At 60.1% G+C, this 23974-nt stretch carries 26 protein-coding genes and 1 pseudogene; 13 read left to right on the plus strand and 14 right to left on the minus strand.

Annotation, left to right across the window (positions count from 1 at the left end; translation table 11 throughout):
• Positions 1 to 11: 11 nt before the first annotated feature.
• Positions 12 to 1229, plus strand: a complete 1218-nt coding sequence (locus ACKWJN_RS15990; RefSeq protein ID WP_408598564.1) for a glycosyltransferase family 4 protein — start codon at positions 12 to 14, stop codon at positions 1227 to 1229.
• A 2-nt stretch (positions 1230 to 1231) separates the two neighbouring features.
• On the opposite strand, the gene ACKWJN_RS15995 is transcribed toward ACKWJN_RS15990, so the two are convergent.
• From ACKWJN_RS15995 to ACKWJN_RS16050, 12 genes are all read right to left on the minus strand, one after another.
• Positions 1232 to 1993, minus strand: coding sequence for an SDR family oxidoreductase (locus ACKWJN_RS15995; protein ID WP_408598565.1), 762 nt, complete (start codon positions 1991 to 1993; stop codon positions 1232 to 1234).
• A gap of 16 nt (positions 1994 to 2009) precedes the next feature.
• The gene (locus ACKWJN_RS16000; RefSeq protein WP_408598566.1) at positions 2010 to 3443 is read right to left on the minus strand and encodes an aldehyde dehydrogenase family protein; all 1434 of its coding nucleotides are present in this window, start codon (positions 3441 to 3443) and stop codon (positions 2010 to 2012) included.
• A gap of 89 nt (positions 3444 to 3532) precedes the next feature.
• The gene (gene otnI / locus ACKWJN_RS16005) at positions 3533 to 4369 is read right to left on the minus strand and encodes a 2-oxo-tetronate isomerase (RefSeq protein ID WP_408598568.1); all 837 of its coding nucleotides are present in this window, start codon (positions 4367 to 4369) and stop codon (positions 3533 to 3535) included.
• Between the two features lie 78 nt (positions 4370 to 4447).
• Positions 4448 to 5143: an aldolase gene (locus ACKWJN_RS16010; protein WP_408598570.1), complete on the minus strand. Its 696-nt coding sequence runs from the start codon at positions 5141 to 5143 to the stop codon at positions 4448 to 4450.
• Between the two features lie 17 nt (positions 5144 to 5160).
• On the minus strand, positions 5161 to 6441 hold the full coding sequence (gene otnK / locus ACKWJN_RS16015; RefSeq protein ID WP_408598572.1) for a 3-oxo-tetronate kinase: 1281 nt from the start codon (positions 6439 to 6441) through the stop codon (positions 5161 to 5163).
• 12 nt (positions 6442 to 6453) lie between these two features.
• Complete coding sequence (locus ACKWJN_RS16020) at positions 6454 to 7746, minus strand: TRAP transporter large permease (RefSeq protein ID WP_408598574.1); 1293 nt, start codon at positions 7744 to 7746, stop codon at positions 6454 to 6456.
• Positions 7743 to 8255 (minus strand): TRAP transporter small permease, encoded by a 513-nt coding sequence (locus ACKWJN_RS16025; protein ID WP_408598576.1) that lies wholly within the window; start codon positions 8253 to 8255, stop codon positions 7743 to 7745. The genes ACKWJN_RS16020 and ACKWJN_RS16025 overlap by 4 nt, the downstream gene beginning before the upstream one ends.
• 110 nt (positions 8256 to 8365) lie before the next feature.
• On the minus strand, positions 8366 to 9346 hold the full coding sequence (locus ACKWJN_RS16030; protein WP_408598578.1) for a TRAP transporter substrate-binding protein: 981 nt from the start codon (positions 9344 to 9346) through the stop codon (positions 8366 to 8368).
• Positions 9347 to 9389: 43 nt separating this feature from the next.
• Entirely contained in the window at positions 9390 to 10295 is a 906-nt protein-coding gene (locus ACKWJN_RS16035) for an alpha/beta fold hydrolase (RefSeq protein ID WP_408598580.1), read from the minus strand.
• Positions 10292 to 11206 (minus strand): L-threonate dehydrogenase, encoded by a 915-nt coding sequence (gene ltnD, locus ACKWJN_RS16040; protein ID WP_408598582.1) that lies wholly within the window; start codon positions 11204 to 11206, stop codon positions 10292 to 10294. The genes ACKWJN_RS16035 and ltnD overlap by 4 nt, the downstream gene beginning before the upstream one ends.
• Before the next feature lie 13 nt (positions 11207 to 11219).
• Positions 11220 to 12590, minus strand: coding sequence for an MmgE/PrpD family protein (locus ACKWJN_RS16045; RefSeq protein ID WP_408598583.1), 1371 nt, complete (start codon positions 12588 to 12590; stop codon positions 11220 to 11222).
• 67 nt (positions 12591 to 12657) lie between these two features.
• Complete coding sequence (locus ACKWJN_RS16050; RefSeq protein WP_408598585.1) at positions 12658 to 13629, minus strand: Bug family tripartite tricarboxylate transporter substrate binding protein; 972 nt, start codon at positions 13627 to 13629, stop codon at positions 12658 to 12660.
• Between the two features lie 193 nt (positions 13630 to 13822).
• On the opposite strand from ACKWJN_RS16050, the gene ACKWJN_RS16055 reads away from it, so the two are divergent.
• From ACKWJN_RS16055 to ACKWJN_RS16110, 12 genes and pseudogenes are all read left to right on the plus strand, one after another.
• Positions 13823 to 14593, plus strand: coding sequence for a GntR family transcriptional regulator (locus tag ACKWJN_RS16055; protein ID WP_408598586.1), 771 nt, complete (start codon positions 13823 to 13825; stop codon positions 14591 to 14593).
• A gap of 29 nt (positions 14594 to 14622) precedes the next feature.
• Positions 14623 to 15789 carry an ABC transporter substrate-binding protein gene (locus ACKWJN_RS16060; RefSeq protein WP_408598588.1) on the plus strand — a complete coding sequence of 389 codons (1167 nt, stop codon included), beginning with the start codon at positions 14623 to 14625 and terminating at the stop codon, positions 15787 to 15789.
• On the plus strand, positions 15786 to 16649 hold the full coding sequence (locus ACKWJN_RS16065; RefSeq protein WP_408598590.1) for a branched-chain amino acid ABC transporter permease: 864 nt from the start codon (positions 15786 to 15788) through the stop codon (positions 16647 to 16649). Before ACKWJN_RS16060 ends, ACKWJN_RS16065 begins: the two co-directional genes overlap by 4 nt.
• Complete coding sequence (locus ACKWJN_RS16070) at positions 16649 to 17617, plus strand: branched-chain amino acid ABC transporter permease (protein ID WP_408598592.1); 969 nt, start codon at positions 16649 to 16651, stop codon at positions 17615 to 17617. Before ACKWJN_RS16065 ends, ACKWJN_RS16070 begins: the two co-directional genes overlap by 1 nt.
• Entirely contained in the window at positions 17614 to 18381 is a 768-nt protein-coding gene (locus tag ACKWJN_RS16075; protein WP_408598594.1) for an ABC transporter ATP-binding protein, read from the plus strand. Before ACKWJN_RS16070 ends, ACKWJN_RS16075 begins: the two co-directional genes overlap by 4 nt.
• Positions 18374 to 19120 (plus strand): ABC transporter ATP-binding protein, encoded by a 747-nt coding sequence (locus ACKWJN_RS16080; protein ID WP_408598596.1) that lies wholly within the window; start codon positions 18374 to 18376, stop codon positions 19118 to 19120. Before ACKWJN_RS16075 ends, ACKWJN_RS16080 begins: the two co-directional genes overlap by 8 nt.
• Positions 19121 to 19148: 28 nt before the next feature.
• The gene (locus tag ACKWJN_RS16085) at positions 19149 to 20198 is read left to right on the plus strand and encodes a Rieske 2Fe-2S domain-containing protein (RefSeq protein WP_408598597.1); all 1050 of its coding nucleotides are present in this window, start codon (positions 19149 to 19151) and stop codon (positions 20196 to 20198) included.
• Positions 20195 to 21160 carry a PDR/VanB family oxidoreductase gene (locus tag ACKWJN_RS16090; RefSeq protein WP_408598598.1) on the plus strand — a complete coding sequence of 322 codons (966 nt, stop codon included), beginning with the start codon at positions 20195 to 20197 and terminating at the stop codon, positions 21158 to 21160. Before ACKWJN_RS16085 ends, ACKWJN_RS16090 begins: the two co-directional genes overlap by 4 nt.
• A 151-nt stretch (positions 21161 to 21311) precedes the next feature.
• Positions 21312 to 21686 carry a polymer-forming cytoskeletal protein gene (locus ACKWJN_RS16095; protein ID WP_408598599.1) on the plus strand — a complete coding sequence of 125 codons (375 nt, stop codon included), beginning with the start codon at positions 21312 to 21314 and terminating at the stop codon, positions 21684 to 21686.
• A 13-nt stretch (positions 21687 to 21699) separates the two neighbouring features.
• Complete coding sequence (locus ACKWJN_RS16100) at positions 21700 to 22743, plus strand: M23 family metallopeptidase (RefSeq protein ID WP_408598600.1); 1044 nt, start codon at positions 21700 to 21702, stop codon at positions 22741 to 22743.
• Between the two features lie 103 nt (positions 22744 to 22846).
• A complete protein-coding gene (locus ACKWJN_RS16105) occupies positions 22847 to 23179 on the plus strand; it encodes a polymer-forming cytoskeletal protein (protein ID WP_408598602.1) in 333 nt (110 codons plus the stop codon).
• A gap of 32 nt (positions 23180 to 23211) precedes the next feature.
• Positions 23212 to 23421: pseudogene (locus ACKWJN_RS16110) on the plus strand (helix-turn-helix domain-containing protein); the annotation flags it as partial.
• A 92-nt stretch (positions 23422 to 23513) separates the two neighbouring features.
• Here the strand turns inward: ACKWJN_RS16110 and ACKWJN_RS16115 are convergent.
• Both ACKWJN_RS16115 and ACKWJN_RS16120 read right to left on the minus strand, forming a co-directional pair.
• Positions 23514 to 23666 carry a hypothetical protein gene (locus ACKWJN_RS16115; RefSeq protein ID WP_408598621.1) on the minus strand — a complete coding sequence of 51 codons (153 nt, stop codon included), beginning with the start codon at positions 23664 to 23666 and terminating at the stop codon, positions 23514 to 23516.
• Between the two features lie 135 nt (positions 23667 to 23801).
• Complete coding sequence (locus tag ACKWJN_RS16120) at positions 23802 to 23960, minus strand: hypothetical protein (RefSeq protein ID WP_408598623.1); 159 nt, start codon at positions 23958 to 23960, stop codon at positions 23802 to 23804.
• Positions 23961 to 23974 lie beyond the last annotated feature (14 nt).

Consider the following 23974-nt stretch of genomic DNA (forward strand, 5'->3'; position numbering starts at 1 on the left):
CTAGGCCACCCATGAATTACCTGTTTGTTCACCAGAATTTTCCTGGGCAGTTTCTTCATGTGGTGCGTGCCTTGGCCAGCCAAGCCGAGCACCGCGTGGTGTGTGTGGGGGACGCGGCCAGCATCAAAGGGCGGCCCGTGGTGCACCCCCGCATTGAGTTGCATGCCTACCAAGCGCTGAATAAATCGTCACAACACACACACCACTACGTGGCTGGGTTTGAAGCGCAAGTTCGCCGTGGGCAAGACGTGGCTCGCACCGTGTTGGGTTTGAAGCAACAGGGCTTTGAGCCAGATGTGGTGGTGGCGCACCCTGGCTGGGGCGAGGCTTTGTTTTTGCGCGATGTGTTTCCGCAAGCCAAACACATCCAGTACTTTGAGTTTTATTACCGAAGTGTGGGGGCTGACGTCAACTTTGATCCAGAGTTTGCTTCCAGCTTTGATGACCAACTCAAGCTGCGCGTTCGCAACAGTGCGCAGTTGCATGCGTTGCAAGCCTGTGATGTGGGCGTGTCACCCACGCAATGGCAGCGGCATCAGTACCCGCCAGAATTTGCCAGCAAGATTGAGCTGTTGCACGAAGGGGTGGACACCACCACGCTGTGCCCCAATCCCGATGCCGCGTTCCAAGTGGGCTCGCGGGTCTTTCAGGCGGGGCAAGAAATCATCACCTATGTGGCGCGTAACTTAGAGCCTTACCGAGGTTTTCATGTGTTCATGCGCAGCTTGCCGAAACTGCTGGCTGAGCGGCCCAACGCGCAGGTGTTGGTGGTGGGCGGCGATGAGGTGAGTTATGGGCGACGTTTGCCAGCAGGGCAAAGTTACCGCGCCATGTACAGCCAACAGCTGCAACACGATGTGGATTGGAGCCGCGTGCACTTTTTAGGGAAACTGCCTTACCGCAGCTACGTGCAAGTGCTGCAGGTGTCTGCCGTGCATGTGTACCTGACCTATCCGTTTGTGCTGTCTTGGTCTTTGCTGGAGGCCATGTCGGTGGGATGCGCCGTGGTGGCGTCGAACACGGCACCGGTGGCTGAGGTGATCGAAGATCAGCAGCAGGGGTTGTTGTTTGATTTTTTTGACGCAGACGGCTTGGTTCGGCGCGTGTGTGAGGTGCTGACGCACCCCGAGCGATTCACCGCCATGCGCCAGCAAGCGCGCCAAGCCATGGTCGCGCAGTTTGATTTGCAGACCGTGTGCTTGCCCCAGTGGTTGGCCCTGTTGCGCTGAGCTCAGACGCAGCGCGCACCATCCACCTCAATGCACACACCGCTGATGAAGGCAGCTTCCTCGCTGGCGAGGTAAAGCGCGGCATTGGCCACATCCAGCGCTGTTGAGAAACGTCCCAGTGGAATGGACGCCATGAACTTGGCGCGGCGCGCATCGTCGATGGGGCCGCCCGCAAATTCGGCGGACAAACCTGTGTCGGGGTTGAACACCGGGTTGATGCAGTTGACGCGGATGTTGTCGGGGCCGAGCTCTGCCGCCAGCGATTTGCTGGTGATGATCACCGCGCCTTTGGAGCCGTTGTACCAAGTCAAACCCGGGCGTGGGCGCACGCCGGCGGTAGATGCGATGTTGATGAACACGCCACCGCCTTGTTGGCGAAACACGGGCACCGCGTGCACGGTGGACAAATAAATGCTCTTCATGTTGACGGCGTAGCACTTGTCAAACTCGTCTTCACTCACTTCGAGTGCAGGGCGGTTGCGGTGGGTCCAACCGGCGTTGTTGACCACCACGTCCAAGCGCCCGTGCTGTTGCACCGCGTGCGCCACCAAGGCTTGTACGTGTGCGGTCTGCGTCATGTCTGCCGCGCAGAACGATGCGCGGCCACCTGCCGCCACGATGGCGTTCACCACCTGCTGGCCTGCTTGCGCGTGGATGTCGTTGACTACCACCACGGCGCCTTCTTGGGCCAAGCGGTGGGCAATGCCTTCGCCAATGCCGCTGCCTGAGCCGGTGACGAGAATAACTTTGTTGTGCACGCGCATGGTGGGTTCCTTTGAATCAATCGTGACGGATGGAAATGGTTTTGAGCACGGTGAAGCCGTACAAGGCTTCGAAGCCTTTTTCACGGCCCCAGCCACTGGCTTTGACGCCGCCAAAGGGCAGCTCGATGCCGCCGCCGGCGCCGTAGTTGTTGATGAACACTTGGCCTGAGCGCACTTGGCGGGCCAGACGCATTTGGCGTGCACCGTCGCGGGTCCAGATGCTGGCGACCAGGCCGTAGTCGGTGGCGTTGGCGATGCGCACAGCATCGGCTTCGTCGTCAAAGGGCAGGGCAGCCAACACGGGGCCAAACACTTCTTCTTGCGCCAAGCGGTGTTGCACCGGCACGTCACGCACCAGCGTGGGGGCTTGGTAAAAACCGCCTGCGGGTGCTTGCGCCACCACCTGGCCTTGGCCCGCAACAGGCAAACCGTCTTGCTGCACTTGCTGCAAAAAGTGTTGCACGCGTTCGAGTTGGCTGTGGCGAATCAGCGGGCCGCAGTCGAGGTCCATGTGCGCGGGTCCACAGCGCAGTTGGCCAAAGGCTTGGCTCAAACGGCTCAGCACCTCCTCGTAGGCCGAGCGTTGCACCAGCAAGCGGCTGCCGGCCGAACAAGTTTGCCCGGCGTTTTGCACGATGGCGTTGACCACCACCGGCACCATGGCGTCGAAGTCGGCATCGGCAAATACGATTTGTGGCGACTTGCCACCGAGTTCCAGTGTCACAGGCGTGTAGTTCACACTCGCGTTGCGCACCACCAGTTGCCCAATGGTGGGTGAGCCGGTGAACGAGATGTGGTCGATGCCGGGGTGCTTGACCAGCACATCGCCCGCTTCATGGCCGTAGCCGGTGACGATGTTGAGGGCGCCGGGGGGCAGGCCCACTTCGGCGGCCAGTTCGGCCACACGCAGCAACGACAGACAAGCGTCTTCGGCGGGTTTGACCACACAGGCGTTGCCTGCAGCCAGCGCACCGCCCACGCTGCGGCCAAAAATTTGCAGCGGGTAGTTCCACGGCACGATGTGGCCCGTGACGCCATGCGGTTCGCGCAAGGTGAGCACCGTGTAGCCGTTTTGGTAGGGGATGGTGTGGCCCAGCAGCTTGTCAGCGGCCCCGGCATAGAACTCGAAGTAGCGCACGATGGCTGCCGCATCGGCGCGTGCTTGCTTGAGCGGTTTGCCACAGTCGCGCGATTCGAGCTGGGCCAGTTCTTCGGCATGGTCTTGCAGGGTGTAGGCGAGCTTCATCAACACGCGGCCACGCTCGGCGGCGGTGAAGGCACCCCAAGCGCCTTGGTAAGCCTGGCGTGCCGCAACCACGGCCTGGTCGATGTCTTGTGCGTTGCCGCGTGCGATGGTGGCAAAGGTCTCGCCCGTGGACGGGTCGATCACGGGGATGGATTCACCCGAGGCGCCTGAGACCCATTGGTTGTGGATGAAGTGCTGTGACATGGTGCGTGACGAGTGAGTGGCTTGTGAAAGGTGAAGCGGGTGCGGTGTGTGCGACGTAGGTGTGGCTGGGAGCGTGGCTGATCCAGCCATCAGCGGCGTGCGCGCAGCCAGTCCAAACCCGCCGACGTGCCACCGGCTTGGCCGCCCAAACGCGGGCGGTACTCGCAGCCGATCCAGCCTTGCCAGCCGCAGGCTTGCGAGACCTCGTCGATCACGTCAAACAGGTAGGGGTAGTTCATCTCGCCGAGGTCGGGCTCATGGCGCTCGGGCACGCCCGCAATCTGAAAGTGGCCCACGCGGCCTGTGGGCAGGTATTGGCGAATTTTCATGGCCACATCGCCTTCAACGATTTGGCAGTGGTACAGGTCCATCTGCACTTTGAGGTTGGCGGCACCCACGGTCTGGATGATGTCGTGTGCGTGGTCTTGGCGGTTCAAAAAGAAACCCGGAATGTCGCGCGTGTTGATGGGCTCGATCAACACATCCAAGCCCGCTTTGGCCCCTTCGGTCGCTGCCCAGCGCAGGTTGCTGGTGTAGGTGGGCAAGTTGCTGGTGCGGCTTTGGCCCTCACCCAGCAGACCCGCCATGAGGTGGATGCGTGGGCAATGCAGCACCTCGGCATAGCGCAGGGCCAAGTGCACACCGGCTTGAAACTCGGCCTCGCGCCCTGGAATGCTGGCGATGCCACGGGTGTTGCTCGCCCACGCTGCGTCGATGCTGGCCGCGTCGGTGCCGCCGGGCGGCGCATTGAAGAGCACCTGCTGCAAGCCATGGGCTTTGAGGCGAGCCGACAACTCGCTGGCTTCAAACGCATACGGAAACAAATACTCCACCGCTGTAAAGCCGTCTTCTGCCGCTGCTTCAAAGCGGTCGAGAAACGGCAACTCGGTGTACATCATGGTGAGGTTGGCGGCGAATTGAGGCATGGTCTTTGGGCGGTGTGAAGCGTCAAGAAAAATAGACGAAGGCGTTCAGGGTGCGCGTGGCGTCGTGCCTGGGCAGCACTACCAACGTGCGCCAAAGGTTTGGCGCAGCGCTTGAATCTGGGCGGCGTTGAGTGCGTGCGTGTCGGTGGTGGGCATGCAGGCCAAGCGGGCGGTTTCTTCGAGTTCTTCCAGCGTGGCCATGGCTGCGGCGGGCGTGTCGTGCCACACGTTGGGGCCTAAGCGCGCAAGCATGACGGCGCGAATGGGCGTGCCTTGTTCACCGTAGCGGGTGATGGTGCGTGCCACGGCCTCGGCGGCTTGCGCATCGCCTGGGCGGTGGTAGTCGATCACGGGCACGTGGCCCACCTTCATCACAAAGTAGGGGGTGAGGGCGGGCAGCAACTCGGGGGCTTGGGCAAAGGTGCTTTGCGGCTGGGTCTGATCGCTTGCACGCAAAGTCAGCGCCACGCAGTGGGTGCTGTGGGTGTGGATGACGCAGGCGGTGTGGGCATCAAACGCCCGCGCGGCGGCATAGATGCAGGTGTGCAGGGCGATGGTTTTGCTGGCCTTGTCGCCGCTGAGCTGCTGACCATGTGCATCGAGCTTGGCCAAGCGTGCCGGGTCGAGAAAGCCCAAACAAGCGTCGGTGGGGGTGATCAAGAAACCGTCGTCCAAGCGCACGCTGATGTTGCCTGCCGTGGCATGCACGTAGCCGCGTGCAAACAGGCTGTGGCCGATGCGGCAGATTTCTTCTCGGGCGTGGGTTTCGGTCATGGCGGTTCAGTGACGGGTCAGGGCTGGAGTTGCGCCAGCGCTTTGGTGAAGAAATCTGCGCTGCCAAAGTTGCCCGACTTGAGCGTGAGGTGCACTTGCCCGGCTGAGGTGTGCGCGAGGCACCACGGCACGCCCGGGTCGATTTGTGGGCCAATTTGCATTTGGGTGACGCCCAGCGCTTGCACGCAAGCGCCCGAGGTTTCGCCACCGGCCACCACCCATTGCCGAACGCCCAGGGCCAGCAGGCCGCGTGTGATGCTGGCCAGGGTGTGTTCCACCAAAGCCCCTGCGGCGTCGACGCCGAGTTGCGCTTGCACGGCTTTCACAGCTTCGGGCTCGGCCGTGGCATACACCAGCACCGGGCCTGAGGCCAGGTGCGGTGCGGCCCAGGCGCAGACTTGCGCCACCACCTCGGCTGCGGCCTCGGGGCTGCGAGCCAGCGCCAAGGGGTCGAGTGCAAACGCGGGACGGCCCGTGGCGATGAAATGCGCCACTTGGCCACGCGTCGCCGTGGAGCAGCTGCCCGAGACGATGGCCTGTGTGCCGCTGGCGGGCGGCAACTGGCTGGCCGTGGGGTTGGCGCGCAATCCAAAGTTGGCGGGCAGGCCAATGGCCACCCCTGAACCGGCGGTGACCAAGGGCAGGTGTTTCAGCGCTGGGCCCAAACGCAACAAGTCGTCGTTGCTGACGGCGTCGACCACTGCCAGACGCACGCCTTGGGCTTGCAGTTCGGCCATGCGTGCAAGCACCGCCGGCGCGCCTTGCGCCACGCAGCGGTGGTCGATCAAACCCACTTGGCCTTGCGACTGTGCTTGCAGCACGCGCACCAGGTTGGCGTCGTGCATGGGTGTGAGCGGGTGGTGTTGCATGCCCGACTCGTTGAGCAGCACATCGCCGACAAACAAATAGCCTTTGAACACGGTGCGCCCGTTGTCGGGAAAGGCCGGAGTGGCAATGGTGAAGTCGGTGTCGAGCGCGGCCATCAAGGCTTCGGTCACCGGGCCAATGTTGCCCGCAGCGGTGCTGTCGAAGGTGGAGCAGTATTTGAAGTAAATCTGCTCGGCGCCTTGGGCTTGCAGCCAGCGCAAAGCCTCGAGCGATTGCGCGATGGCCTGCGCCGCTGGGATGGTGCGTGACTTGAGGGCCACCACCACCGCGTCCACTTCTGCACCCAAGGGCTCGGTGGGCACGCCGATGGTTTGCACCACGCGCATGCCAGCGCGCACCAGGTTGTTGGCCAAGTCGGTCGCGCCGGTGAAGTCGTCGGCGATGCAGCCTAAGCGGATGGGGTGTGTCATGGCGCGTGCGATTTACTTGAAGCCCATCACATGGGGCAGCCAGTTGCTGAGCGCTGGCACAAAAGTCAGCACCACCAGCACGGCGCCATGGGCCCAGAGGAAGGGGGTGAGTTCGCGCGTCAAGTCAGACAAAGGCACACGCGACACGTTGGAGGTGACAAACAGCAAACCGCCGACCGGGGGCGTGATCATGCCGAGCGTCAAGTTGTAGATCACCACCATGGCAAAGTGGATCGGGTCGATGCCCACTTTGGCCGCCACAGGTGCCAAGATGGGGACCAGCACCATCACACCGGGCAGCGGCTCGATGAAGATGCCAAACAGCAGCAAGAACACGTTGATGACGATCAAGAACGTCCAAGGGCTCAACTGCATGTCGGCAATCCAAGTGGCCACGATTTGCGGCACGCCTTCGATGGTGAGCACCCAAGCAAACGAGGCCGACATGCCAATGATCAACAGCACCGAGGCGGTCAACAGGGCCGAGCGCGACAAGATGTCGGGCACGGCCTTCCATTCCAAGGTGCGGTACACGTACTTGCCGCACAAGAGTGCATAGAACACCGCCACGACCGAGGCCTCGGTGGGGGTGAACCAACCTGCGCGCATGCCACCCAAGATGATGACGGGCAACAAGATGGCGGGCATGGCCTTCCACGTGGTTTGCCACATTTCGCTGCGCGTGGGAAATTCGTCATCGCCTTTGTAGTTGCGTTGTTTGGAGACGTACCAGTTCACCACGCACATGGCCACGGCGATCAACACACCCGGAATCAAACCTGCCACAAAAAGGGCACCCACCGACACGTTGTCGTCGGCCAAGGCGTAGATGATCATGATGATCGAGGGTGGAATGATGGGCCCCACGATGGCGGTGGACGCGGTGAGTGCCGCCGCATAGGCGCGGCCATAACCGGCCTTGTCCATCATGCGAATCAGCATCGAGCCCGGGCCTGCGGCGTCGGCCAAGGCCGAGCCTGAAATGCCCGAGAAGAAGGTGAGTGACACCACGTTGGTGTAGCCCAAGCCGCCGCGTTTGTGACCGACAAACTGGCCTGCAAATTTGAGCAGCACCTCGGTGAGCGATCCGCCACTCATGAGCTCAGCGGCCAAGATGAAAAATGGCACGGCCATGAGCGGAAAGCTGTCGATGCCGGTGAAGGTTTCTTTCAACAGCACGATGAGTGGGAAGTTGCCCGACACCAGCAAGGCGGTGACGGTGGACAGGCCCAGCGCAAACGCCACCGGCACGCCGATGGCCAAGTAGATGCAGGCCGAGATGAGGAGGATGACACTGGCGTTCATAGGGAGGCACTCGCGGTGGCGTCAAAGTGGGCGTCGGAAGGGAACTGGCGGTCGACCACGTAGTCGCGCACGATCAGCAGCCAATGGATCAAGGTCATGGCCATGCCAATGGGCAAGGCCGCGTAAATGTAGGCAAACGAAATTTGCGTGGCCGGGGTTTGTTGGTATTGGGTGCGGTCCATGTATTCAAGCCCGAACCAAATGCAAAACACAAACAAGCCCGTCAGCAACACCGCAATCACGGCGCGCATGGCGATGGCCACCGGACGAGGCAAGCTGTCTTGCAGGTTTTCGACCGCGATGTGGCCGCCGTAGCGCAGCACCGGGCCGCAGCCAATGAAGGTCAACCAAATCATCATGTGGCGCGCCACTTCTTCGGCCCACTCAATGGACTGGCTGGTGGTGTAACGCAGCACCACGTTGGCAAAGATGATGACCGACATCACCGCCAGCATGACGATGAGCATCCATCGGTTGGTGGCTAAAAAGTAGCGTTCAAAAGTTTTCATGGCAGCGGTGGGTGTGTGCGATTGAAAGGACCATCAAAAAAGCGGGAGGTGAAGTGCCAGGCACTTCGCGCCCCCGCCTGAGCCTTGGGCCTCGTGTGAGGCCTGAGGACTTATTTGACGTCTTGGATTTTGCGGATGTTGTCTGCGCCAAACTCTTTGGAGTATTCGGCGTACACCGTGCGCAGCGAGTTGCGGAAGGCGGGGCCGTCGACTTTGCGCACCACGGTCATGCCTTCTTTTTCGAGTTGGGCGATGCCAGTGGCTTCGTCGTCGTTGACCTTCTTACGCTGAGCCACGGTGGCGCTCTTGGCGGCTGCGTAGAAAACCTTTTTGTCGGCATCGCTGAGCTTGTTCATCACGCGAGGTGAGGTGATCAACAGGGCGGGCGAGTACACGTGGCCGGTGAGCGACAAATGCTTTTGCACTTGCGAGAACTTGGAAGCCAAGATCACGGGGATGGGGTTTTCTTGACCGTCCACAGTGCCTTGCTGCAATGCGCCAAACACTTCAGGGAAGGCCATGGGGGTGGGCTGAATGCCAAAGGCACGGTAGCCGTCCATGTGGACCTTGTTTTCCATGGTGCGCATCTTCAGGCCCGCAGCATCTTCAGGCTTGACGATGGCGCGCTTGTTGTTGGTCATGTGGCGAAAGCCGTTCTCGGTCCATGACAAGGCCACCAAGCCTTTGGCTGGGAACTTGGTGAGGATGTCTTGGCCAATGGGGCCGTCCAGGGTGTGACGGGCGTGGTCGTAATCGCGAAACAAGAAGGGGATGTCGACAATTTTGACTTCGGGCACAAAGTTGCCCACGGGGCCGGTGGAGGTGTTCACGAAGTCGAGCGTGCCCAGTTGCACGGCCTCGATCATTTCGCGCTCACCGCCCAAGGCGCTGCTGGGGAATTGCTGGCATTTGTAGCGACCTTGGGTGCCTTTTTCAATGTCGTCGCAAAACGCGGTGCTGCCCACACCGTAGTGCGAGGCTTGGGTGGTGGGGTAACCAATTTTCAGCACGGTTTGGGCTTGCACGCCGGTGGCGGCCAGCAGGCCCACGAGCAAGGCGCTCAAGGCGGTGGTGTTGAATCGAGTTGTCATGCAAAGGTCTCCTGTTGAAGTGGTGTGGATTATCGCCAAGCGCTCAAGCACGATGGCTAGTGGTTTTCGCGTGCGATTGCAAAAAGTCGAGCATCGCGCGTGCCACGGCAAAAGGGGCTTCGCGCTGCGGAAAGTGGCCCACATCGGGGATCACTTGGCGTTGGTAAGGACCGCTGAAAAAGTGTTCTTTGCCGGCCGATCCGTCGGGGTGGTTGCAGCTGTCGGCGCCGCCGTGCAAGACCAAGGTGGGCAGCGACAACACCGGGGCGGGATTGAGGGTGGCGTCGTCGCCTGCGTAGGCGGGGTCGCCCGGCGCATGGCCCCAGCGGTGGCGGTACGAATGCAGCACGATCTCGGGCCAGTCGGTGTTGTCAAACGCATCGGCGGTGGCTTCAAACTCGGGCGCGCTGTACCAGCCCTCAGGGGCCCAGGTGTCCCACATCATTTGGGTGAAGCGGCGGCGGTCGTGGTGCACGCTGTCGGCGCCGCGTGGGGTGGCCATGTACCAGTGGTACCAGTAGTTGCGGGCTTGTGCCAGGCTCAAGGTTTGGTCGGGGCTGTTGGTGCCGTAGCCCACCGACATCATGACCAAATGGCTGGCGATGCCGGGCGCTAGGCCACAGGCATTGGCTGCAGCGCGTGCGCCCCAGTCGTGCCCGGCCAACACAGGCTGTTGCAAGTCCAAGGCGTGCACCAGCTCGACCAAGTCACGGCCCAAGGCCGCGAGTTGGCCGGTGCGCGGCGTGTCGGGTTTCAAAAACGTGGTCGGCAAGAAGCCGCGCAGCGCTGGCACGATGACGCGGTAGCCAGCGGCGGCCAACGCAGGCGCCACCTCGGCCCAGCAGCGGGTGCTGTCGGGCCAGCCGTGCAGCAAGACGATGGCGTGCTCAGCCTCGGGGTTCCACTCCTCGTAGGCGATGCGCAGCACCAGGGTGTCGACGGTTTTCATGACTTCTGGGGCAATTCAATGCCAGGGAAGATTTTGATCACGGCGCTGTCGTCTTCGCGGGCAAAACCAGCGGTCGAGGCCTGCATGAACATTTGGTGCGCTGTGCTCGAGAGCGGCAGCGGGAATTTGCTGGCCCGCGCCATGTCCAACACCAAACCCAAGTCTTTGACGAAGATGTCCACCGCAGACAGCGGCGTGTAGTCGCCCGCCAGCACATGGGCCATGCGGTTTTCAAACATCCAGCTGTTGCCTGCGCTGTGGGTGATCACCTCGTACAAGGCGTCGGGGGCCACGCCCTCGCGCAAGCCCAGTGCCATGGCTTCGGCCGCAGCGGCAATGTGCACACCGGCCAGCAATTGGTTGATGATTTTGACTTTGCTGCCCGCGCCTGCGCTGTCGCCGAGCTTGTAGACCTTGGCCGCCATGGCGTGCAGCAAGGCCTCGCATTTGGCATAGGCCTCGGGTTGGGCGGCGGTCATCATGGTCATCTCGCCGCTGGCGGCTTTGGCGGCGCCGCCTGAGATGGGCGCGTCCACATACATCAAGCCGAGTTGTTCCAAACGTGCTTCCAAGGCCACCGACCAGTTGGGGTCGACGGTGGAGCACATGACAAACACGCTGCCGGGCTTCATGGTGGCGGCGCAACCCATGCCGTTGCCGTCTTTGCCAAACAGCACCTCTTCGGTTTGTGCGGCGTTGACCACCACCGAGACCACCACATCACAGGCGGCACCCAGCTCGGCCAGCGAGGGACAGGCGACACCGCCGTCGCGCACAAAGGCTTGGGCCACCTCGTGGCGCACATCGAAGACATGAAGGTCATGGCCGGCACGGCGCAGCGAGGCGGCCATGCCGCTGCCCATGGCGCCCAGGCCTACGAGGCCTACTTTCAGGGCGGGTGTGGTGCTCATGGTGTGCTTTCGCTCAAGGGTGGGTCAAAGCGGCCAAACCACGCAGGTCAGAGGCTTGGCCCAAGTTCCAGCAGGCCTGGATCAGCGCATGGGTTTTTTCGGCGCCAATCACGGCGTCGCTCATGCCGTGGAATTTGGCTTCCAGGGCTTGGTCGGTCATGGGGCGTTGCACCGACCCGATGGCATGCTCGACAAACACATGGACTTTGCGGCCGTCTTTGAGGATGGCGGTGACGTCAGCGCTTTCTTCGCGGATGCTGTTGTCCACCGTGGCTTGCACTTTGTTGCGCAAGGCCACCACGTCGTCGCGGGTGACGATATGGTCGTCAAACTCTTCTTCGGCGGCACGGCCAAAAATCAGACCTGCGGCACAGCCGTGGTAGACGCTGAACTTGCCTTGCAAGCCGTCTTTGGGTTCTTTTTTGCCTGTGAGTTCCAGCACCAGCGAATGCACGCGCAATTCGATGCGTTCCACGTCCTCGGCTTTGACGCCTTGCTCGCGCAATTGCACGCAAGCGTTGATGCTGGGGTGGATCACGATGCCGCAGGCAAAAGGCTTGTAGGTGTTGAAGCTGATTTCAAAGCGCTCGCCGAGTTCGTGGGTGACTTCGTTCCAGTCGTACTTGGTGGACATCACCTGGGCCCAGCCACGCGGGGCTTCCAGGGCTTTGGGGCTGGCGGTGAAGCCTTGTTTGGCCAGCAGGGCCGACATCAAACCTGCACGTGCAGCACCACCCGGGTGGAAGGGTTTGGTCATGGTGCCAAACTGTTCGCGCAAGCCCACCGGTTGCGAGGCGGCGATGCCCAGTGCCATGGCGGTTTGCTCGGTGTTGAGCTTGAGCAAGCGCGCGCAGGCGGCGGCTGAACCCAGCACGCCGGTGGTGCCGGTGATGTGCCAGCCGCGGTCGTAGTGTTCAGGGTAGACGGTGTTGCCCATGCGGCAGGCCACGTCGATGCCGAGCACCAAAGCGTCAATCACCTCACGGCCACTGGAGCCCAGGTGCTCGGCCAAAGGCAGCAGCGCCGAGGCCACGGGGCCGGCGGGGTGGATGATGGTTTTGAGGTGGGTGTCGTCAAAGTCAAAGGTGTGCGAGGTGATGCCGTTGATGAGGGCGGCGCTGCCAATGTCGACGCGCTCTTTGCGCCCGGCGATGCTGGCTTGGGGCGACGGCTCCAACATTTGCACAGCGGCCAAGGCCGCTTGGGCGGCGGCGTGGTTGGCAGCACCCACGGCGCAGCCGAGCCAGTTCATGAACGTGCGGTGGGCTTCGTGGTCGACCGCATCAGACCACCCTTTGGAGGGGTGGGTGGCCACGTACTGGGCCAAAATTTGGGTGACGGGCGGGGCGTTGTGGTCGGCAGCGACGGTGGTGTTGATGGCCATACAAGTCTGAGTGAGAGGTGACAGAAAAGGTTGAAAAAACGGGTGAGTGTAAGAGGCAGGACTTGCCTCAGGTGTCGAGCATGATGCCGCGCGCTTTGGCCAGTGCAGTCCAACGCGCGATGTCGGTTTTGATGTAAGCCGTGAAGGCTTCGGGGCTCATGGCTTGCAACTCGACCGCTTCACCCGAGAGCTTTTCTTTGAAGTCGGGCTGGACCAACACTTTGGCCAGGGCCTCGTTGAGTTGCTTGACGATGGGCGCTGGCATGCCAGCAGGCCCAACGATGCCGTACCACTGTTGGGCGTCAAAGCCTTTGAGACCGGCTTCTTCCATGGTGGGAATGTCTTTGAGCTGCGGGTGACGCTGCGCGCCTGTCACGGCCAAGGCGCGGATGCGTCCGCCGCGAATGTGCGGCAAGGCGGCGGCCAGTCCGGGGAACATGGCTTGGGTTTGTCCGGCAATCAAGTCGGTGGTGGCAGGCGCAATGCCACGGTAGGGAATGTGGACCATGAAGGCGCCGGTTTGCAGCTTGAACAACTCGGCCGTCATGTGGGTGAGGGAGCCCGCGCCGGAGGAGCCGTAGGACACATGGCCGGGGTTTTTACGCACGTAGTCCAGAAAGCCCTTGATGTCGGTCACGGGCAAGGCGGCGTTGACGCACAACACATTGGGGGTGCTGCCGATCATGCCAATGGCGGTGAAGTCTTTCAGCGGGTCATAGGGCAGCTTGCGGGTGGCAGGCGCTGTGCCGTGGGTGGCCACATAGCCTTGCATCAGGGTGTAGCCGTCAGCCGGGGACTTGGCGGTCATTTGGGCTGCAATGATGCCGCCGCCGCCCCCATGGTTGTCGACCACGATGGGTTGGCCCATGACCTTGCCCAAGCGCTCGCAAACGGCCCGGCCAATCATGTCGGAGCCGCCTCCAGCCGACACGGGCACGATGTAGCGGATGGGTTTGTTGGGATAGGCGCTTTGGGCGTGGCCGGTGCTGGCCAGGGCCCAACCCAGGGGCAGGGCCGCGATCAGTTCGCGTCGTTTCATGGCTTTCTCCGTCGGGTGGTGGGGCGAAGCCTCAAGTGTGACCCGATTGGCTCAGTCAAGCGGTGATGTGCAGTACCGCAGGTGACATGAAGCGCCCGATTTTGGCTTGGATTGAATACATAAATCGGGTGTTTACCCCGGTATGGCGGTGTCTGACGCGGAAATTTGACTTCAATGTATACAATGCTGCGCCATGAACGGTTTGTCTACGTCAAATGCTGTGTCGCTTGTGCTGCCCCCAGAAGAGGGTGGGTCGCAGGCTGTCAAAGTGCAACTTAAGTTGCGCGACATGATCTTGGCAGGCGAGTTGGACGCCGGTGCACGCATCACCGAATTGGCGGTGGCCGAACGCTTGGGGGTGTCGCGCACCCCCATTCGTGCGGCCTTGATGCGTTTGGCGCAAGAGGGCTTGTTGCAAGCTTGGCCCAGCGGTGGCTATGCGGTGCGCACGTTTTCTGAGCGCGACGCGGCCGATGCCATTGAATTGCGCGGCGCCATCGAGGGCTTGGCCGCCCAGTGGGCGGCGCAACGCGGCGCCGATCCGCAGGCCATGGCCCAAGCCAGCGCGTGCCTGGACCAAATTGATGCGGTGCTGCAAGCTTCGCAGTTGACGGATGAGGGCTTCTCCCATTACGTGCTGCTGAACGGGCGCTTTCACCAGATCTTGGCCGACTTGTGTGGCAGTGAATTTTTGCGGCCCGAGCTTGAGCGGGTGGCCAGCATGCCGTTTGCCTCACCTTCCGGCTTTGTGCTGGCGCAGGCCAACAGTCCGCAAGCGCGTGACATGTTGATCGTGGCCCAAGACCAGCACCGTCAAGTGTTGGACGCCATTGCCTGCCGCGAAGGCGCACGGGCCGAGGCCATCATGCGCGAACATTCCCGCTTGGCGCAGCGCAATTTGCGCGAGGCCATGCACAGTCCCGACTCGGTTCCCGGGGGGCGGTTGATTCGCCGACCCCACTGATGGTTTTTTAAATTCAACAGGAGATATCCATGCACAAACGTGTTTTCTTAAACGCCGTGACAGCCGCAGCGCTGGTGGCCTGTGTGGGCAGCGCGCTGGCGCAGGACAAGTTCAAGATCGGCTTGATCTTGCCCATGACCGGGCCCTTTGCCTCGACCGGCAAACAAATTGAAGCCGCTGCACGTTTGTACATGGCGCAAAACGGCGACATGGTGGCGGGCAAAAAGGTGGAGCTGATCGTCAAAGACGACACCAGTGCACCGGACGTGACCCGTCGCATTGCGCAAGAGATGGTGGTCAACGACAAGGTGAATGTGCTGGCTGGTTTTGGCCTGACGCCTTTGGCCTTGGCCACGGCGCCGATTGCCACCCAATCGAAAACACCGCTGGTGGTGATGGCGGCCGCCACATCGAGCATCACCGAAGCGTCGCCTTACATCGTGCGCACCAGCTTCACGGTGCCCCAAGCCGCCGTGGCTTTGGCCGATTGGGCCCCCTCCAACAACATCAAGACCGTGGTGACTTTGGTGTCCGACTTTGGCCCCGGCATGGACGCTGAGAAGTTTTTCAAAGACCGCCTGACCTTCAACGGGGGCCAAGTGGTGGAGACCTTGCGGGTGCCTTTGCGCAACCCTGACTTTGCACCCTTCTTGCAAAAAGTGCGTGACCTCAAGCCCGATGCCTTGTTTGCGTTTGTGCCCTCCGGCGCGGGCGCGGCTTTGATGAAGCAGTTTGCCGAGCGCGGCATGGACAAAGCCGGCATCAAGATGATTGGCACCGGCGACATCACCGATGACGACATCTTGAACGGCATGGGCGATGTGGCCTTGGGCGTGGTGACCTCGCACCATTACTCGGCGTCACACAACTCGCCTTTGAACAAAAAATTTGTGGCCGCTTTTGAGAAAGCCAACAACGGTTTGCGCCCCAACTTCATGGCGGTGGGGGGCTACGACGGCATGCGCGTGATTTACGAGGCGGCCAAAGCCACCAAAGCCGGTTCGGGCGAGGCCTTGCTCAACGCCATGAAAGGCCAGATTTTTGAGAGCCCACGCGGCCCGATGTTCATTGACGCGCAAACCCGCGACGCGGTGCACAACATCTACATTCGCAAGGTGGAGAAGGTCAATGGGCAGCTCTACAACCAAGAGTTCTCGACCCTCAAAGATGTCAAAGATCCAGGAAAAGCCAAGTGACCATTCTGTTTGACGGCATCGCCTACGGCATGCTTCTTTTTATTTTGGCGGTGGGGCTGTCGGTGACGATGGGCTTGATGAATTTCATCAACCTCGCGCACGGGGCTTTTGCCATGGCGGGCGGCTACCTCACGGTGGTGCTGATGCAACGCTTTGACGTGCCGTTCTTGGTGTGTTTGCCGGTGGCTTTTGTCGGCACGGCCTTGTTGGGCGCGGTGCTGGAGCGCACGCTGTATCGCCCCATGTACAGCAAGCCGCACTTGGACCAAGTGCTGTTTTCGATTGGCTTGGCTTTCATGGCCGTGTCGTCGGTGGACTTTTTCATTGGCTCGCAGCAGCAGATCATGCAGCTGCCGGAGTGGCTCAAAGGCCGCACCGAGCTGTGGGACGGCGCCTTGGGCATGGGCCACTACCGTTTGTTCATCATTGCGGTGTGTGCGGCATTGACTTTGGGTTTGCAGTATGTGCTGTCGGCCACACGTTTTGGCAGCCGTTTGCGCGCCAGCGTGGACGATGCGCGGGTGGCCGCAGGTTTGGGCATCAACGTCAACGTGGTGTTTGCGGCCACCTTTGCGGTGGGCTCAGGGCTGGCCGGTTTGGGCGGTGCCTTGGGTGCTGAGGTGTTGGGTCTGGACCCCACGTTCCCGCTCAAGTTCATGGTGTATTTCTTGATCGTGGTAGCCGTGGGTGGCACCTCGTCGATCACGGGGCCGTTGCTGGCCGCGCTGCTGTTGGGCATTGCCGATGTGGCGGGTAAATATTACGTGCCCAAGTTGGGCGCATTCATTGTGTATTCGCTGATGTTGGTGATTTTGATTTGGCGCCCCCAAGGTTTGTTTGTTCGCCAAGGAGGCAAGTGATGACTGCACGTGACTCTTTGTTGAACACCGCACGCTTCAAGGCGTGGGAGCCGCTGTTTTGGGCGCTGGCTTTTGCAGCACCTTGGGGCTTGTCCCAGCACGCCTTGATCGTGAACGAGATTGCCATCGTCGCGCTGTTTGGTGTGTCGCTGGATTTGGTGTTGGGCTATGCCGGCATCGTGTCGTTGGGGCATGCGGCCTTTTTGGGGTTTGGTGCTTACACCGCAGCCCTGTTTGCCAAGCTGGTGATGCCTGACCCCTTGGTGGGTTTGCTGGTGGGCACCGTGGCTGCGACGGGCTTGGGCGCTTTGTGCTCGATGACGATTTTGCGGGGCAGCGATTTGACACGCTTGATGGTGACCCTGGGCATGGCTTTGATCCTGTTGGAACTGGCCAACAAGCTGGACTGGTTGACCGGTGGTGCCGATGGCTTGCAGGGCGTGGTGCTGGGCCCGGTGCTGGGACGTTTTGAGTTCGATTTGATGGGCCAAACGGCCGCTTGGTATTCGCTGACAGTGCTGCTCTTGCTGTTTGTGTTGGCGCGTCGCTTGATCCATTCGCCCTGGGGCGCCACGCTGATGGCGGTGCGTGACAACCGTTTGCGTGCCATGGCGATTGGCATTCATGTGCATGCGCGTTTGGCGGTGGTCTACACCGTGGCAGCGGGCATGGCGGGAGCCGCGGGTGCTTTGATGGCGCAGACCACGGGGTTTGCCTCGTTGGATGTGTTCTCTTTGGAGCGCTCTGCCGATGTGATGCTGATGCTGGTGATTGGCGGTGTGGGCTGGCTGTATGGTGGCGTGATGGGGGCGGTGGTGTTCAAGCTCATGCACGATGTGATCTCCAGCATCACGCCACAGTACTGGACGTTTTGGATTGGTTTGTTTTTGGTGGTCTTGGTGCTGGTGGGGCGTGAGCGCCTGATTCGGCCTTGGACCTGGTTTGCCAAGAAAGGCGGTGCGGCATGAGTACGCCAGAGATCGTCTTGAAGACCGAGGGTTTGGTGAAGCGGTTTGGTGGCATCACGGCCACCGACCATGTGAACTTGCAAGTGACGCGGGGTGCGCGCCACGCCTTGATTGGCCCCAACGGGGCAGGCAAAACCACCTTGATCAACCTGATGACGGGGGTGTTGCCCGCCACCGAAGGCCGCATCACGCTGGAGGGGGAGGACATCACCCACCTGGCGCCGCACCAACGGGTGCGCCGTGGGATGGTGCGGACGTTCCAGATCAACCAACTCTTCAACAGCATGACGCCGCTGGAGACTTTGGCCATGGTGGTGTCTCAGCAGCGGGGCTTGGGCAACCGCTGGTGGCAAGTGTTGGGCAGCAACGAGGCCGTGGTGGCGCGCTGCGAGGAGTTGCTGGCCATGTTCCGCTTGCGTGAGGTGATGAACCAGCGCACAGAACATTTGGCCTATGGCAAGCGCCGTTTGCTGGAGATGGCCATTGCCTTGGCTTGTGAGCCGCGCGTGTTGTTGCTGGACGAGCCCGTGGCAGGCGTACCCGCTGGCGAGCGCGAAGAGCTGCTGCAAACCGTGGCGGCCTTGCCCAGCGATGTGTCGGTGCTCTTGATTGAGCACGACATGGACTTGGTGTTCGGTTTTGCCAATCGCATCACCGTGCTGGTGAACGGCGCGGTGTTGACCGAGGGCACACCGCAGGAGATTGCCAACGACGCCCAAGTCAAGGCGGTGTATTTGGGCCACGGGGAGAATGCACATGTCTGATTTGCTGCAAGTCGACAACTTGAGCGCCGGTTATGGCGAAGCGGTGGTCTTGAATGGGGTGAGCTTCTCTCTGGCTGAGGGCGAAACCTTGGCTTTGTTGGGCCGCAACGGCACCGGCAAGACCACCTTGATGGACACCTTGGCCGGTGCCACGCGCCAGCACGGTGGGCGCATTGTGTTGGGTGGCGATGTCTTGAGCGACATGCCCTCACACCAGCGCGCAGCTGCCGGCATTGGCTGGGTGCCCCAAGAGCGTTGCATTTTCAAATCGCTCACGGTGCACGAAAACTTGACCGCCGTGGTGCGCCCCGGGCGCCTAGGCCACAGCGCCAAGCCATGGACGCCAGAACGGGTGTACGAGATGTTCCCGCGCTTGGCCGAGCGCAAGACCAATTTGGGCACACAACTGTCAGGCGGTGAGCAGCAAATGCTGGCGGTGGGGCGGGCCTTGGTGCTCAACCCGCGCTTGCTGTTGCTGGACGAACCCTTGGAGGGTTTGGCGCCGATCATTGTGGAAGAGTTGCTGCGGGCGATTGCACGCATCACCCGCGAAGAAGGCCTCTCGGCCATCATCGTGGAGCAGCATCCTCAGGCCATTTTGGCCATCAGCCACCGCGCCGTGGTGTTGGACCATGGCAATGTGGTGCACACCGGCAGCGCAGAAAGCCTGTTGGCTGCCCCCGAGTTATTGGACCAATTGTTGGGCGTGGCCCGTGTGGATGCCCCGCAGTTGGCTTGAGCACTGAATGAAGAATCAAGGAGTCGCTATGTTTTTGAAAAATACCTGGTACGTGGCCTGTTCGACCGCGGAAATCACCGACAAGCCTTTGGGGCGAAAAATCTGCGGCGAGAGCATGGTGTTCTACCGTGGCGAGGGTGGCAAGGTGTCTGCCTTGGAAGACTTTTGCCCGCACCGTGGCGCGCCCTTGTCTTTGGGCTTTGTGTGTGAAGGCCAGTTGGTGTGTGGTTACCACGGCTTGGTCATGGGCTGTGACGGCAAAACGGTGTCGATGCCCGGGCAGCGTGTGCGTGCTTTTCCTGCGATTCGCAGCTTTGCTGTGGTGGAGCGCTACGGTTTTGTCTGGGTGTGGCCGGGCGACGCGCGTTTGGCTGACGAAAGCCAGATGCCGGTGTTTGAGTTTTTCGACAACCCGGCTTGGGCCTACGGCGGCGGGCTGTACCACATCGGCTGTGACTACCGGCTGATGATTGACAACCTGATGGACTTGACGCACGAGACCTATGTGCACGCCAACAGCATTGGTCAAAAAGAGATTGACGAAGTGCCTTGCACCACCAAAACCGAGGGCGACTTGGTGGTGACCAGCCGTTTCATGGACAACATTTCGGCACCTCCGTTTTGGAAGCTGGCCTTGCGGGGCAATGACCTGCCCGACGACCAGCCGGTGGACCGTTGGCAAATTTGCCGCTTCTCGCCCCCGAGTCACGTGATGATTGAAGTGGGCGTGGCCTTGGCTGGCAAGGGTGGCTACAACGCGCCCGAAGAGGTCAAGGCTTCGAGCGTGGTGGTGGACTTCATCACGCCCGAAACCGAAACGTCGATTTGGTACCACTGGGGCATGGCCCGCAAATTCAAGCCCAACGATGCAGAGCTGACCGCGAGCATTCGCGAAGGCCAAGGCAAAATTTTCAGCGAAGACTTAGAGATGCTGCAGCTGCAACAAAAAAATCTGTTGGCCTACCCGACGCGCGAGTTGCTCAAACTCAACATCGATGCCGGCGGTGTGCAATCGCGTCGCGTGCTGGACCGCTTGATCGCGCAAGAGCAGGGCGTGGCTGTTGAAGGTGCAGCATGACTCAGCAAATCTTGAAGGTGCGCGTGGCGCACAAACGCGACGAAGCCGACGGCATTTGTTCTTTGGAGTTGTTGCCGGTTCCTGGTGTGGTCATGCCGGCCTTCACGGCTGGCGCGCACATTGATGTGCATTTGCCGTCGGGGTTGGTGCGCCAATATTCCCTGTGCAATCCGCCCAGTGACGCACAACGTTATGTCATTGCGGTGTTGCGCGATCCCGCCTCACGCGGCGGGTCAGAGGCGGTGCATGCGAGTGTGAAGGAGGGGGATGTGTTGGAGATCAGCGCGCCCAAGAACCACTTTCCTTTGGCGACCGATGCCAAGCGGCACCTGTTGTTGGCCGGTGGCATTGGCGTGACGCCTTTGATGTCGATGGCCGAGCAACTGTCGGCTGAAGGTGCCAACTTTGCGTTGCATTATTTCGCGCGTTCAGCCACAAAGGCGGCATTCACCCAACGTTTCGCCTCCTCAGCCTTTGCCGCTTGTGTGCACACCCATTGGGATGATGCCCCTCAAGAACCACCCCTGAGTTTGGCTGACGTCATTGGAACGCCCCAGGCGGGACAGCATTTGTATGTGTGTGGACCCAAGGGCTTCATGGATGCGGTGTTGGCCACAGCACGGGCGCATTCTTGGCCTGAAGACCAATTGCATTTTGAGTTTTTTGGTGCCCAGGTGGTGCATGACGCCTCGGATGCGACGTTCACCGTCAAGATCGCCAGTTCAGGACAAGAGTTTCAGGTGGGGGCCCACCAAACGGTGGTTGAGGTCTTGCACAAAGCAGGTGTTGATGTGCCCATTGCGTGTGAACAAGGCGTCTGCGGCACTTGCTTGGTGCGTGTGTTGAGCGGTGTTCCTGATCACAAAGACATGTATTTGACGCCTGAAGAACAAGAGGCCAACGACCAGTTCACGCCTTGTTGCTCTCGCTCCAAATCACCCGTGTTGGTTTTGGATTTGTGACTTTGACTCACATATTTTTTAGGAAATGCTTTCAGAAAATAGCCTAAGTGATTGCGGAATATCACTTTTGTTGGGCGTTTCAAAAAACATAAAACTGCAATCTTTCTGATTTTTTCAGTTTATTTGCTAAAATCGAAAGGAAGGAGTTCTTATGTCCAATCAATCTGATTCGCTTGAAAGCGTTGTCATCGGTGACGGCGTAGTCGTCAAAGGCACGTTCGTTGTGCCATCAAAAGCCATCATCAACGGTGTGATTGAGGGCGATTTGACGGCAGAAGAGGTCCTGATCGGCCCAACCGGCAAGATCACCGGCCGCATTTCAGCCAAAGTGATTGATGTGCGTGGTCAATTGCACAACACCATCATCAGCGAAAAAAGTTTGATCGTGCGTTCGACAGGCAAGATTGCCGGCAAAGTTCAATACATGGAAATTGAGATTGAAAAGGGTGGTGAGATCGAAGGCACCTTGAGTCAAGGCCCCAATGGTCCCGTGCTGAATCTGGGCGCTACGGCACCCGCTGCTTGATTCGCTTTTGCGCATGCTGATTCGCCGACTCACCAAGGGCGCTCGCCTCTTGCCCGGACTGGTGTCTGAGGGCTGGACGCGTCAGTACGAAGATGCACGCATCATCTTGGAGCAAAACGGTGACGTCCATTACTTGAACGTCACCGCCCGTGTGCAGCGTCTGTTCGTGCGCTCTGGTATTTTGGTCACTGGCGTGATGTTGGTTGCAATTGTGGTTTTGCTGTTCACCAGTGTGAGTTTGATGGTGAGCCGTGCCAAATTAGAACGCTCTCACGAAGAGGTCTACCGTGCTTTGCTCAGCAGTGCCTCTGACTCGGAACAGGGTGAGGCCTTGTCCATGAACGACGAGCAGATGGTGGCTTTGGCGCAAACCATTCGGGACCGAGACATGAGCATTCGCCGTTTTGTCGATACCTCGATGGTGGCCGTGTCTCAAGAGAATGTGACCATGAAGTCGCAACTTGAGTCATCCGGGCTGACCGAGAAAATCGTCAAAATCATTCAGCAAAACGCTGCCAATGGCGGTTTCAGCATTGACGACGATGTCAAAGGGAACCCGCTGCTGCGCGGCAAAGTGGCTGATCAGTTGGCGACCAACCGCTCTTTGCGCGAGGTTTTGTATGCATTGCCGACCTTGATGCCCGTGCCCAATTACAGCGTGACCTCAGACTTCGGCATTCGACGTCATCCTTTGACGGGGCAGGTCCATTTCCACACGGGTTTGGATATGTTGAGCCAAACCGGAGATGAGAAGGTGCACCCAGTGAAGCCTGGCATTGTGGTGTTGGCTCAATACCACCAGCAGTATGGCAACACGGTGGTGATCCGTCACACCAACGGCGTGGAGTCCTTGTATGGCCACTTGGCAAACATTGAGGTGAAGTTGGGGGACAAAGTCACCACGGATTCGGTCATGGGCAATATTGGCAACACCGGTTCATCCTCCACAGGCAAGCATTTGCATTTAGAAATTTTGATTGGCGGATATCCCGTCAATCCTCAAAAAGTTATTCGGACGGCACAATATGTTCAACAAATCCAAAACCAGCAGCACTAATCCTCCCAACGAGAACACTTCTGGTTCGAGCGATGAGCTGCAAGAGGTGCAAGAAGATGCTCAACCAACGGCAGCGCCTGTCGCTCCACCGAGGAACACCATGATGGACATGATTTCAAGCACGACATCGAAACCTTCAATTTTGAGCGAGGGTTTTTCTTTCCGTGGGGAAATTGCCGCCAAAGGTGCCATCCATGTGGAAGGTTCTTTGAACGGGCAAATCCAGGTTGACGATCTGACCATCGGCTCCCGTGGCCAAGTGGATGGGGTGGTGACGTGTAACAGTTTGCACATCAAAGGCAAGTTCTCTGGCACGGCCACTTGCAACGAATTGATCGTGACCTCGTCTGCTTCGGTAGATGGCCACGTGGTGTACCAAACCCTGTCGGTTCAAAAAGGCGCGTCTATCAAAGGCGAATTGCTGTTGGTCAAGTGATCTGATTCACTGTGTCCGCACCTTCGCTTGACATGACCCCGCTGCAGCAAGATTCCAGCCTGAATGGGGATGCTTTGCGTTCAGCGCGTGAAGCCCAGGGCTTGGCTGTGGGAGATCTTGCGACCAGGACCTGTATGTCGACCAAACAAATCCTTCAGTTGGAAGAGGGCGGTACCAGTTCCTTTTACAGTGTCCAAGTCAAGCTGACGGCTGCCAGGCGCTTGGCAGATGTGTTGGGTGTTAACCAGGACCAGTTGTTCATCCAACCCCATGTTGTTGAGCAAGCAGAGCCGGAAGTCCCAAGGGTCAGCCCAGTTTCGGTGGGGATGGTGTCTCAAGCTGAGGCCGATGCACTGGTTGGGATGTCGATGGAAAACGAGCCAGTGACGGCTGACTTCCCGCCAGCCAGCGAGCCGTTGGAGACTTCACCACCCTCGGTCACGTCGTCGGCACAACCCACGTCCTCCAAGCTGTCTGTCTGGTTCATCGTCGCATTGTTTGGTTTGGCCTTAGGCGTTGCAGCGTTGATGCGGCCTGCTTCTTCGCTAGCCCCGATCTCTGATGAAACGGCCACTTCTTCTGTGCCCGCTGAGCAGAACGCCTCCGATCAGCTGTCTTCGGATCAAGCGGTGATCACTCCTTCAGTCACACCGGCTGTCAGGCCGGCACTGGCAACACCCACTTCGGCATCAGCGCCTGCTTTGCCCAAACCCATGTCCTCGGCAAGTGCTGCGATGGGGGTGCATGAGGCTTCTTCTCCAGCCTCGGGGGCTGCTTCCAAGGCCCCTTGAGCCT

It is taken from the genome of Limnohabitans sp. (genome assembly GCF_046052825.1).
GTDB lineage: Bacteria > Pseudomonadota > Gammaproteobacteria > Burkholderiales > Burkholderiaceae_C > Limnohabitans.